This window comes from Thermoplasmatales archaeon (assembly GCA_026127925.1).
Lineage (GTDB): Archaea > Thermoplasmatota > Thermoplasmata > Thermoplasmatales > Thermoplasmataceae > JAKAYB01.
This window is the reverse complement of record JAJSLM010000006.1, coordinates 72617-84227: the sequence shown is the minus strand read 5'-3', so window position 1 is coordinate 84227 and position 11611 is coordinate 72617. Positions and strand designations below refer to the sequence as shown.

Annotated in this window: 10 protein-coding genes and 1 tRNA gene; 9 read left to right on the top strand and 2 right to left on the bottom strand. The window is 40.3% G+C overall.

All coding sequences use genetic code 11. The features are described 5' to 3' along the window. Position 1 precedes the first annotated feature (1 nt). The 3 genes from LVQ96_06675 (at position 2) to LVQ96_06665 (ending at position 2202) form a co-directional block, all read left to right on the top strand. On the top strand, positions 2 to 898 hold the full coding sequence (locus LVQ96_06675) for a site-specific DNA-methyltransferase (protein ID MCW6170839.1): 897 nt from the start codon (positions 2 to 4) through the stop codon (positions 896 to 898). A 335-nt stretch (positions 899 to 1233) separates the two neighbouring features. Next, positions 1234 to 1782, top strand: a complete 549-nt coding sequence (locus LVQ96_06670) for a hypothetical protein (GenBank protein ID MCW6170838.1) — start codon at positions 1234 to 1236, stop codon at positions 1780 to 1782. 258 nt (positions 1783 to 2040) lie between these two features. Next, positions 2041 to 2202 carry an AbrB/MazE/SpoVT family DNA-binding domain-containing protein gene (locus LVQ96_06665; GenBank protein ID MCW6170837.1) on the top strand — a complete coding sequence of 54 codons (162 nt, stop codon included), beginning with the start codon at positions 2041 to 2043 and terminating at the stop codon, positions 2200 to 2202. 72 nt (positions 2203 to 2274) lie between these two features. Here LVQ96_06665 and LVQ96_06660 read toward each other — a convergent pair whose 3' ends face one another. After that, complete coding sequence (locus LVQ96_06660) at positions 2275 to 2796, bottom strand: hypothetical protein (GenBank protein ID MCW6170836.1); 522 nt, start codon at positions 2794 to 2796, stop codon at positions 2275 to 2277. Between the two features lie 169 nt (positions 2797 to 2965). On the opposite strand from LVQ96_06660, the gene LVQ96_06655 reads away from it, so the two are divergent. Continuing rightward, positions 2966 to 3376 carry a hypothetical protein gene (locus LVQ96_06655; GenBank protein MCW6170835.1) on the top strand — a complete coding sequence of 137 codons (411 nt, stop codon included), beginning with the start codon at positions 2966 to 2968 and terminating at the stop codon, positions 3374 to 3376. Between the two features lie 222 nt (positions 3377 to 3598). Here the strand turns inward: LVQ96_06655 and LVQ96_06650 are convergent. After that, positions 3599 to 3671: transfer RNA gene (locus LVQ96_06650), tRNA-Val, on the bottom strand. A gap of 327 nt (positions 3672 to 3998) precedes the next feature. On the opposite strand from LVQ96_06650, the gene LVQ96_06645 reads away from it, so the two are divergent. The 5 genes from LVQ96_06645 to LVQ96_06625 all read left to right on the top strand — a co-directional run bounded on the left by LVQ96_06645 (position 3999) and on the right by LVQ96_06625 (position 11544). Continuing rightward, positions 3999 to 5084: a site-2 protease family protein gene (locus tag LVQ96_06645; GenBank protein MCW6170834.1), complete on the top strand. Its 1086-nt coding sequence runs from the start codon at positions 3999 to 4001 to the stop codon at positions 5082 to 5084. Positions 5085 to 5148: 64 nt separating this feature from the next. Continuing rightward, positions 5149 to 6180 (top strand): DNA double-strand break repair nuclease NurA, encoded by a 1032-nt coding sequence (locus tag LVQ96_06640; protein ID MCW6170833.1) that lies wholly within the window; start codon positions 5149 to 5151, stop codon positions 6178 to 6180. After that, the gene (locus tag LVQ96_06635) at positions 6161 to 7693 is read left to right on the top strand and encodes an ATP-binding protein (GenBank protein MCW6170832.1); all 1533 of its coding nucleotides are present in this window, start codon (positions 6161 to 6163) and stop codon (positions 7691 to 7693) included. Before LVQ96_06640 ends, LVQ96_06635 begins: the two co-directional genes overlap by 20 nt. Then, a complete protein-coding gene (locus LVQ96_06630; GenBank protein ID MCW6170831.1) occupies positions 7632 to 8849 on the top strand; it encodes an exonuclease SbcCD subunit D in 1218 nt (405 codons plus the stop codon). The genes LVQ96_06635 and LVQ96_06630 overlap by 62 nt, the downstream gene beginning before the upstream one ends. Next, positions 8836 to 11544: an AAA family ATPase gene (locus tag LVQ96_06625; protein MCW6170830.1), complete on the top strand. Its 2709-nt coding sequence runs from the start codon at positions 8836 to 8838 to the stop codon at positions 11542 to 11544. The genes LVQ96_06630 and LVQ96_06625 overlap by 14 nt, the downstream gene beginning before the upstream one ends. Positions 11545 to 11611: the final 67 nt, after the last annotated feature.

Genomic DNA, 11611 nt, shown 5'->3' with positions numbered 1-11611 from the left:
AATGAAGGAAAACATGATAATTAATGACGATTGCGTAAAGTTTCTATCGAAAACTCCAAAAAAAGACCTTCAAATAGATCTATCTTTTTTAGACCCCCCTTTCAATCAAGGAAAAGATTACAGAGTTAGCGATGATGATATCCCGGAAGAGGAATATTGGATATTCATGAAAAGGGTTTGCAGATTGATATATAATAGGACTTCTGATGGTGGTTCAATATATTTTATGCAAAGAGAGAAGAATACAGCTCGAGTAATGAAGGTTCTTGAAGATACCGGCTGGACTTACCAGAACTTAATTATATGGAAAAAGAAAACGTCTGCTGTTCCACAGAATAACAAATTTGGATTGCATTATCAAATAATTGTATTTGCTACAAAGGGCGATAAACCAAGAGTTTTTAATAAACTTAGGATAAATCCACCAAGATTAATTACGGAAAGGTATGAGAGACCAAATGGTATGTATGTTACTGACGTATGGGATGATATTAGGGAACTAACATCAGGATATTTTGCTGGTGATGAAGCACTAAGGATGGAAAATGGTGAAAGATTTCACAAACAACAATCTCCTGTAGCTCTTCTGCTGAGGATAATATTATCTTCCAGCAATATTGGAGATTTGGTTTTTGATCCGTTTGCAGGGACGGGTACGACTCTAGTGGTAGCGAAACAGCTATCGAGAAAGTATATTGGAATTGAAATCGACCCAGTAAATACTAAAAAGATAGAAGAAAGATTAAGGGAATTAAGACCAAGCGATAGCATAGATAAATACCGCAGGGATTATTATTTCACTGAAAATCTCAATAATTTGTGGACTCCTCGAAATGCAGATTTAGATAGAGAATTTTTATTTAGTAAGAATTTAAACGGAGAGAACATATCCACTTGATGCCTTTAAGAATCGTATCGTAAAAAGAATAGAAACTGTAAAAATGCCATTAGAGAATGTAGGAAACTCAACGATATTCTTGATATTGGAAGAAAATAGAGGTATCGTTAGTCCTACACATAATTATGGTTAATGTCCTATCAGTATGTGTTTGTAATAAATAAAAGAGTAAAATGGTCCATTAGGGCACCAATGTCATTTTGCCAATGAAAGCCAGTTATATGGAAAGATAAGCCTACTTTCTTACTCAGGTCAACGTAAGATAAGGGTATGAGAAGAGTTAAATTGCTAAACATTATGACTGTTGATATGTTAGAATACGGGAGAACATTCTCTTGAAGCCATTTTTTACTTTAGAGTATTCTGAGTTTGAATTTGCTGATACTCTCTCAAAGAGCTTCGACAAAGATAAGTATTCTGTGGTTATTCCGACCAGCAGGCAACAGAAGTACTTTGATGTAGCATTACTCAATATAGAAACCAGAAAAAGTGTAACCTTTCAGATAAAAAGTTCAAGGTCTTATGATACATCCCCATCAGATCAAAAGAAATACAAAGTAGAATTTCATGGCTGGTTTAGCAAACCTGTCAAAATCGATCAACACCTAGATTTCCTTGTTCTTACTGTGTACTTCCCTTTCATCCCCAAAGGAGAAAAAGGAGAAAATTCAAGAATATCGATAGACACCAAGATCTTCTTATTCCGTAGAGAAGAAGTCGAGCAATACAATATGAACAAAAAACAGTTTTACATCGGAAAACACAAAGAATCCGAATACTATGTTTGCCGATCAGTTGACTCCCCTAAGCAAATAAATAAGAACATTTACGATAACTGGATAAATTCATTCAAGAATGATCGTAGTTTCCATAATTCTGTGTAAGATTAAGGTAACCTTCCATGAACATGTCCGGTATCTGAACATAAATTTTGTCAATAAAGCGTCAACCTTCATGATAATTTCTATGTTCATGGTCTGCCGCGCCTATTTTTGAACTAAATTGGTCTTTCCTTAAGACAATCTTGGAAATAGAGGAACCTAAGAAAATGGAACCTCTTCATCCATCTCTAAATAGGTAAGTGTAGAAACTACTTTTTACTGGAAAAATTTTAATGAAAAGTTTAATTTATTACCCTCCCAATGTCAGATAAACTAATCGCAGTATCGAAGACATCTTCCAGGGGCTCATCATTGAGGATCACTTTACCAAAAGAGATAGCAGAGAAGTTGAATGTTTCAGAATCGGAACATATAGGATTTTATGAAATTAAAGGGGAGATTGTGGTTAGGAAGATTGAGTGACCTTCTTTTGAAGTAATATTAATCCTGCTCATATCATATAAGAAGAAGCTAAATTTCACAAAGGTCTTTCAATTAAACCCTGCTTTTTTTTAGAAGTTGCAGCAATCTGACCGTATCATCTGAGAAATAGGATTCCTTCTTTCCAAATACATCCATCATCTCTTTCAGTATATCCTTAAATCTTAGGAGCTTGATCTCCTTTTTTTTAGAAATGGGTTCTACTGCCGGTTCCCAGTCCCATGATACAATTATCTTTTCGTAATTATCTTTTGAAAATCCATAACCTTTTAGCGTCGACAACACATTTGAATCGTTAAATTTGCTATCGGTGAAGTAACCTATCTTAACTCTCTCCGATGCAGATCCACCTCTAGTTTTTTTCTTAGCTTCAGAATAAGGCTTAGCGTTTATTTTATTGAATTCACCGGATGTTGTTACGCTCACTTCTACATGAATTCTTTGAATTTTTCCATCACTTTCCTTCATTCCTATTAGGTCAACTTCTTTTTGACCCCTACATCTTAGATTGGGAATTGTGAAGTATCCTTTCACATATCTGAAATAACTTTCTACTACTTTCTCTGAAGCTTCCATGCAAATGAATCTTATGAACCTATTTATTCATTGGTTATTGACGCAACCGATGTGTCTGCTTATTTTTAATGATAGGAATATATCCGAGAACGCTTATGTTAATGGCTATTAGATTTTGGTCCTATTTTAAGAGGAAGGATTTATATGTCTCAAGAATATTGAACAGTCAGTGGCAGCTCGGATAGAATTGAAGTGGTTGAGGTTTTCCAGTTGGAAGGAAATAATAGAAAATGATGAAGGGAAATATGAATTCCCTTGCGTATATGTGGTTGCGGATTCAAATAATGTACCGCTTTACATCGGTGCCACCACTCAAAAACAAAGAGAGAAGGATGGAAAATTGTGGGCAGGAGGTATAAGAGCCCGTTATTACCATGACTGGACAGTTTTAGATGCATGTATGGAAGGGACAGGAAAGTCAGTTTACATAACAGAGGTGCCAAAGGACGTTGCATTCAAAATAGAGAAGCAGTTAATTTATGAGAATAAACCTAAATATAACACCAACCAAAAAACTGAACCTCCAAAGAAACAATTTGAACTGCATCACAGGGGTAAGTTCCCTAATTTTAGAAGTTAGTATTCAATAACCTAATAGGCTATTAAAGGACACACGATGAAACAAAAGATACTGGTGATGTTTAATGTTCTGTGTCCTTGTATTCGACCATTATTATATTTCAAAATGTAAACCGTGAGTATATAAGCAAACCTGAAAATACTCCTTGATACATGTACCATTTAGTTGATTGCAGGTCTAGTATTTTAGGTAATATTGTAAAAAACTAAACCGTATATAGAATGGGCTTGGCCGGATTTGAACCGGCGACCTTCGCTGTGTGAGAGCGATGTCATAACCGCTAGACCACAAGCCCCTTTTCAACCAGACGACATAGTTATTATCATTATAATTTTTCTTCGTTATCGTTAATAGATATACTTGATTGACTGGGGTAAATTATTATTATGCGATTACGCTCTGGTATTTGTCCCATAAAATAGTATGTGTGATTCATGATCACATATGACGACATGGGAATAAAATTCGCCCAACCATGGGCCTCGAGTTCAGCAGCTGGCCGAAATCCAGGCAGTGATCACTCGATCAGCGGTGGGCGAAAAATTCCCCAGGGGTCAGTAGAACTATGAAACGTGATTAGCTCTCGTTAAACTGGGGAAAATTAAATCATTAAAGGTGTCTGATGGAAGCAGGAACAAGTCAAATTAAGGTGCAAAGCGATGATCTTGAGTATGTTGTAGATTTTGTGAAATCAAAACTTGTTACATATGATGTGGTAGTTGACCCGATTTCAATAAAGTTTTATTATTTCAATAGCGACAATCTTGATCTTACCGAAGCTTTTGACGAGATAAGGAAGGAGCTTGTTCCAAAGAATTACGTACCTTTCCTGAACGAGAGTCAGGAGCACTTCCTAGAAGTTACAAGAAGGCCTGAAACTCACTTTCGTGGCGTGATTATAAACATCATATTGCTTATAGCAACACTTGCATCTACCATTTATGTCGGCACTCTGTGGGCCGAACCATTTTTCAGAGGTTTACAGTCAAGGATATTCTACGGTTTCGTATTTTTCTCCCTCCCCATTATGGCGATTCTTGGCATACATGAAACCGGACATTTTATCGTAGCGAGACTCCATAAGGTGAGAGCTTCTCTCCCTTTTTTTATACCCATACCATATGAAATCGGAACCTTTGGCGCTTTCATTTCGCTGAGAGATCCAATGCCTAACAGAAAGGTGATGACTGAGATAGGAATAGCAGGCCCCATATTTGGCTTTGTCACAGCTCTTCCACTGCTGTTCGTTGCTAACTACTTCTCCCATATCTACGCTCCAATTCCAGGAATTCCGTCTCCATATCCATTTGTGATAAATTACCCGTTGATCTATTCCCTTTTCCATCTTCATTACATATCGACAAGGCCTGTGTTTCCAATGGTACTTGCGGTGTGGGTAGGAATGTTTGCTACCGCCATGAACCTCATACCTGCAGGCCAGCTTGATGGTGGCCACGTTATAAGAGGCTTGTTGGGAAAGAAGGCGAATTACGTAGATTACATATTTGTTGGTTTTCTATTTATTGCGGGGTTTTATTATACGGGGTGGTGGATCATCGCGATTCTGGTAGTACTGATGGGACTCACACATCCTCCGGCGCTTGACGATTACTCAAACATAAAGTCCAGAGACATTGCCCTTGGTGTTATAGCGCTTCTAATGTTTGCAGTAACATTCACTATAATCCCTATTAGCGCACTTCCTTGAGCTCGCCTTGTGCTGAGTATGCAGAGAACACTTTATAACCGTGGTGTTCATAATCATTGCAGAAATGAGTACAGGATTCTACGATTATGTTGAATTTTTACGAAAGAACAGGGAGCAGATCAAAGGCGACCTGATGATACCAAAAGATTCCTGGAGAAGATCACTGTATTCCGAGATCTTCGACAAGTATTTCTTCCCTATGCCAAATTATTCCGAACCACATGGCATGATCTCAGCAACGGATAGCTCTGAAATCATAAGAGAGTTATACAATGGAAAAAAACTGATGCTTTTCCGCTCCCTTACAAGCATCCAGAACAAAAACTACGAAAGTTTTCTGACAAAGTTGCAGGTTGTCGCCCGTGAGGATGTGCAGAGATACACCATAATGAGCATGGAGCACTCCGAACACCTGAGCATACTGAAAATGCTTGAAAACGAGAGTCCGGATTATATTTTGGTGGATGGTTCATTAAGCGGAAGAATATTTTCGGAAGAGATTGCCATAGATGCTGATGATTTTAAGGAGTTTAGGAATGAATATTTCACGTCGCTCTTAACGATGGTCGATCTTGCTGTTAGAAAAAATATACCCCTGATATTTATAGCAAAGAGTTCTGACAGTTCCATATTCAGGAATTTCCTTCTGTCCCAGGTGCAGGCGGAAGGTAAAAAAATCGATCTTGAGAGGAAGAGCCGCAGCACTGACCATTTCATAATAAAGTCCATGGCCACTTATCCCGGATATTCATTTCCAGTATCCCACACTATGAAGCTTGCCACTGGCGATCGACAGATGGAGATCCCTATAATTACGACACACATACTGCCGGATACAAGGGATTTACCATTTAAGGTGGAGATCGTTGCATCAAAAAACGACGGAAATGAAGATCTAAGGGAGGATATACGCAGCCTGCTATTCTGGGGATATGGCGGGCTTAAGGTACACAATATCTGGCTCTCAAGGGTCGATGATCTAGTAAAATTCAGGAGCGAAGAAACGGAGAATGTTTTTATGCGTGCATTTGAAAAGGAGATAGGCATAAGCCTCTATGAAACCAGGGGGGAGAGACGTGCAAGAATCAGAATATAAGCTGGGCTACGTCGTTGGCATTAACACTTCGGACTCCTTCAGGTTCGTGATTCCAGAGGACTTGAACGTGAGAAAATGGGAATACGTATACATCGACCTTAAGGACCGCAAGATCCTGGGAAGGATCGAGGGGATACAGTCGAAGAGCGACCTGCTGAATGAAGGACTTGACTACGAAAGTGTTTCGAAGTATGTTTCCACACACCTTGAGTACTCAACAAGCGTGTGTATTGCGAAAACTTTAGGACTAGTGGATGGAGACAATATAGAACTCTCTAGGGAACTCGTAAAGCCCGGAACGCCTGTCTACCGTGCTCCCTCCGATCTGCTTGAGAGGGTATTCCGAACATCGGATGAAGAAGCCCTGGATATCGGCTATCTTGCTGACAGGCCGGATGTCAGAGTATCGGTGAATATAAACGGTATGAGAAGGCACGTCGCAATAATTGCACAGACCGGGGCAGGAAAGAGCCACACAGCAGGCGTGATCATGGAGGAACTTCTCAAGAAGGGTGCATCTATAGTCGTTCTAGATCCACATGCAGATTATGTCCTAATGAGGAGGGACCGCTCTGGGAAACACTACCAGAACGATATAAAGGTATTCAGAACTCCTCTTAGCACCGGGAGGTACGACACGATCCAGAACGGTGTTGTGGATCAGTTCACCCTGAAATTCTCGGATCTTGACGCAGATGATCTGTCCCAGATCATGGGCATAAAGGAATCATGGGTCTCACTGAGAAAAGCAGTTGAGAACGCACTTTCAAAAATGCATGGTAGGAAGGATTTCCAGGAGTTCATGAACACGGTGGAAAACCTTGATCCAGAGGATTATAAGAAGCTGGCTGGAAGACTGAGATTTCTGTCCAAGGTAAAATCCATATTTTCAGAAAGAACGACCGACATGACCGATTATCTTTCACCCGGACTTATGTCCGTTCTCGATCTCTCTGGCCTCGACCAGTTCCTGGCGAACTACTTCTCCCTCAGGGTACTTACAGCCATGATGGAAGCGAAAATGTCAGGCCAGTACAAATACCCTATATTCGTCTTCATAGAGGAGGCACATAATTTCATACCTCCAAAGTCTCAGACGGAGATAGCACAGATCATTAGAAAAATCGCATCGGAGGGCAGGAAATTCGGTCTGTTTCTTGTGATAATAACGCAGAGACCCGGAAAGATTGATCAGGATATCCTCAGCCAGTGCAATTCCGAAATAATACTAAGAGTAACAAACCCTCTGGATCAAAATGCAATAATAGAGAGCGGTGAGAGCATAAGCGAATCGATTCTGCAGGATCTGCCATCACTGAATATAGGTGAAGCGATATTAGTTGGACAGTTTGTTAAGATGCCTGTGAACGTGAGGATAAGGCAGAGGGAGAGCATGGAAGGTGGAGGCGATGTGAACCTCGTTCCACTCCTTAAAGAAGCCCTGGAAGAGCGTGAAAAGAAGAAATCTGCACAGGAAGACCTCAAGCGCGTCTCAAGAATACTTGGTGATTAGGATGCTCAAGTTCATGCATGTTTCTGATACGCACCTTGGAAGCAGGCAGTACATGATCGATGAGAGGGAACAGGACTTCTACGATGCTTTCCGTGAAGCAATGGATATAGCTCTTCGTGAAAATGTTGATTTCATCATTCATACGGGGGATCTTTTTGATACCTGGAGCCCTAGCAACAGGGCGCTTACTGAGTTCAAAGACAGTATACTTCCGATCATGGAACGCAAGATCCCTTTTTTCCTGATCCTCGGTGACCACGACCGCCCGAAGAGAAAGGATTATCCAGCTGCGCGCATATTTGACTTCGCTGGAATCAAGCTTCTGGGAATGGATAGCCTGGAGCACCACGTTGTAGAGATCAACGATGAACAAGTCCTGATTGCCGGCATATCTAACCTCAAGGGTATGAGAAAACCTGAACTACTCGAGGCTTATCAGCAGGCCGACAAACTGGCTTTAGGTTATAAGAACTCAATTCTGATGTCACACCAGGCTATAGAGGGCTTTCTTTATGATGAGGCCTGTGAGGCCAGGTACGAGGAACTGCCGCAGCACTTCAGCTACCTCGCCTTTGGCCACGTTCACGACTGGGCATTAAGGGACAGCACCTACCCCGTTTTTTCATATGCTGGATCGACAGAGATGAAATCCACAAACGAGATCTCTGGCTTCCTCAAGAACGGGAAATCCATAAATATAGTGACGATGGACGATGGAAACGTAAAGGTTGAGAGAAGGATCCTGAAGAGCGTGAGATTCCAGTACAGGATAGATTCTGATTTCTCCAATTATGCCAGTGACATTGATACCATGATCAACAAATATTCGATGAACTTTGAAACAAAGAAACCTGTAGTCTCGGTGAGGATAACAGGAGAGGGAAGCAGGGAATCAGTCAAGGAGAAACTCGCAACCTACGATAACATAATTTTCAGGAATCCAGAATTTCACAGCATAGAGCGTACAGTTGAGATAAAACCTGGCATGGAAAAGATAAGCGATTACATCAACTCCTATTTTTCAGACAGTCCTGAAACTGCGAAACTTGCAGTGGATTTCTATGCAAACATGGGCGGAAGGGATGCAAATACCAAGGAAGATGGAATAAAATGGCTCAAGAGAACCCTTGGAGTGGAGGACGATGATAATCAATAGGCTGAAGCTGCATAATTTCCTGTCCCACAACGACACCGAAATATCTCTGGAGAAAGGCGTAAACATAATCATAGGAAAGAATGGAGCCGGGAAGAGCAGCATAATAGACGGAATGAAATTCGCTTTCCTTGGCGAACGTCGGGGATCTAAAATAGAGGATCTTGTAAAGAGGGGAAAAACAGACTGTTCTGTCTCTCTGGATTTTACTATAGGAAATCACAATTATCTCATAACAAGGCAGATGAGCATAGGAAAAAACGGCAATGTTAAGGATAGGGACGCCGTTCTTGTTCGGGACGGAATAGAGATCGCACGGCATGTTTCCGGTGTAGACAAAGCCATAGAAGATCCTAATTACGTGGGAATAAATAAAGAAGTATTCCTTAATTCAGTATTTGTTGAACAGGGAGAAATAGACGCTCTGGTGTCAAGTGCGAAATCTGAGCGCGAAAAGATATTCGGAAAAATTGTTGGTCTTGACGTACTCACAGAATATGCAGACGAACTTAAAACGCTAAAGAAGGACCTTGACTTGAAAAGGAGTTTGCTCCTTGGAATACCGGATGAGTTGAAATTAACCAAGGATCAAAGGAACGATATCGATCAGTCCGTACAGGACACTTTAGCCGAACTGGCCACCGCGACACAAAAGGCGTCAGATATTAAGGCGCAGCTCGATATTACAAAAGAGAAAAGGGACGGACTTCTCGGCAAGCTGAATAAAATTAAAGCGGATTCAGACACCCTGGAGCAGAAAAAGAACAAAAGATTAGAGCTCGAGAAAAGAATCAAGGAAGATTTACAGAAAACAGAGGAATTCTCTTCCAGAGCTGATAGCCTCGAGAAGAACATCGATCGCGCCCTTCTGCAGAAGAAAGATAGAGTAAATGAATACTTAAGCAAGAAGGATAAGATCAGCGACAAAAGGGAACGCCTGAAGAAAAATGAAGAGCAGATTAACTCATACAATGAAATGAAGTCCGAACTTCAACAACTCGAAAAACCGCATGAAAGATACCTGATTCTCAAAAAAGAGATGGATTCCATTGAAGCGGAATTGGACGAACTGAAAGATGCGTATGAAAATTACAGGAGGAAACTGGAACTCGCATCGAGTGAGAAAGAAGAGATAGATAAGATAGAAAAACGGATTTCTAGCGAGAAAGTTGAGATTCAGGCAGTACTGGGTGTAGAGATAGATAGCCGTGAAAAGCTTGAGGATATAGTAAATCAGAAGAGAGAGCTTTTCCAGGAGAACCAGAAACAAAAATCGGTCCTAGATTCCGAAATAAGAGGCCTTGAAGATCAGGTAAAAATAATTAAAGAGAAAATCGGGACAATATCAGGCATCACTACATGCCCCCTATGCCAGCAACCAATAACCGACGAACATAGGGCTGTGATCCTGGAAGGCTATAATAATGAAATCTCTAAAATAGATGGCGAGATCGGGGATAACAATAATCTGGTAAAAAAAATTAATAATGAACTGAAAGAACTTAACAAAATTAACGATTTCCTCAACAGCAGGAAGATTAACGATTTTTACAGAGATACAGAGAACCTGAAGTCTCACAGAGAAAAATACGAGAAATTAAATGACGATACCAAGAAACTTGAATTCGAATATTTGAGTTATACAGAAAAGCAGAAACAGAAGGATCTGAAGAAAGAAGAGCTCAAAAATTTGGAAATGAGCTACCAGAAATATGAATCCCTGAAGATTAGCCTATCTCATATGGATATAGGAAAAATCCAGGAAGAAACTGGTGCCTTAGTATCAAACATTGAGGAGATTGAAAAGGATCTCATGACAATAGAGCTGGAGCTGGGTTTTATCCCGGGTCGTTTTACGTTAGAAACAATTCAAAAAATGGAGGGACTTGATAAAAAGATCCAGGGCATAAAGACAGACGTTACATCCGTGAGAGCTCGGGTAGAAGCAGATAGTGCGTCATTATCAGATCTGAACAAGGAGATCGAGGAACTTTATAAGTCGGTCGCATCTTACCCCAGTATCCAAACCGAGTTCAAGAACACGGACAAGATGTTAGTAGATTCACAAAAAAACCATGAGGATGCCTTAGGAAATATTTCAAAATTAGAGACAAGAAAAGAGGTTTATGAAAAACAGATCGAAGAACTTGATGTGAAAATATCTGATCTGAAAATTAAACAGGAAAAACTTGAGAGATTGGCCGATGCAATTACAGAGATGGAAAAACTCAGGCAGTGCTTTGATCGTGACGGCATACAGAAAGCAATAAGGAAGGATTCTGCGGAATTTCTAACCTTAAAAGTAATGGATTACGCAGATTCTTTCAATCTTAATTTTGATGACGTTAAAGTCAGCGAGGACATGAACATAGAGATATCCCAGAATGGCCAGACAGAAAGCGTAGATATGCTGAGTGGCGGAGAAAAAACAGCACTCTCGATTGCCCTGAGACTAGCACTTGCAAAATACGTTATGGAAAACATAAAAACAATGATCATGGATGAACCAACCACTTACCTGGATCAGGATCGAAGGAGCAACTTGAAGGATATAATACAGTACACGTTTAGCAGCGAGGATACTCCTGTTCCACAGATGATCATAGTTACACATCACACCGATCTTTACACGGCTGCAGATAACGTATTCGAGGTTGTGAAGCAGAATGGAAACTCAATGGTATCATCGGTAATATGAGCGGAATTTTTTCCGCATCTCACAACAAAATTTGCACCTGGATTCATGAAAAGGTAACTACAAAAAG